This window comes from Streptosporangium sp. G11, from assembly GCF_051192615.1.
Lineage (GTDB): Bacteria > Actinomycetota > Actinomycetes > Streptosporangiales > Streptosporangiaceae > Streptosporangium.
In genome coordinates, this window is record NZ_JBPJUQ010000359.1 from 1 (window position 1) to 629 (window position 629).

The window sequence follows — 629 nt, forward strand, 5'->3', positions numbered from 1 at the left end:
CAATCTGACCGTCTGCGGGCAGCAGTTCTGGCTCGGCACCCACCGGGCCGGGCTGACGCTCACGTTGCGGGCCGATACCGGCACCGTCGAGCTACTGACCGCCGAAGTGAGGATCAAAAAAGTGCCGTCCCGGCTCACCCCGCAGCGTCTACGGCAGCTGATCTCCGATGGCGGCACCCGTATCCAGCCCACCATCACACCGCCCCGCCCCGGTGCCGGCGATGCGGTCGAGGTCGACCGGACCGTCAACGCCTCCGGCCTGGTCTCCCTCGGTGGCCGGCAATACCAGGTCGGCTCCCCGTTCGCCGGACGCCGGCTGACCGTCCGTCTCGACGGCGCCGTGCTGCATCTGACCGACGGGTCCACGCTGCTGCGCACCCTGCCCAACCCGCTCACCGGCGATGTCACGGCCCGCCTGCGTGATGCCCGCCCCGCCGGACCCGCACCCCAACCGGCCACCGAACCGGTCCGGGTGCAGCGGCGGGTCAGCAGCCGCGGCTGGATCGCCGTTGCTGGACAGCGCATCGGCGTCGGCATCGGCCACGCCGCAGCGACCGTGAGCGTCGAAGCAGCCGACGGGACCTTCCGCATCACCTGCGCCGGCCAGGTCATCGCCGAGGTCGCCCGCA

General features: G+C 72.0%; 1 pseudogene. It reads left to right on the top strand.

From position 1 onward, the window contains the following. Positions 1–629 (top strand): annotated as a pseudogene (locus tag ACSDR0_RS51035) (IS481 family transposase); the annotation flags it as partial.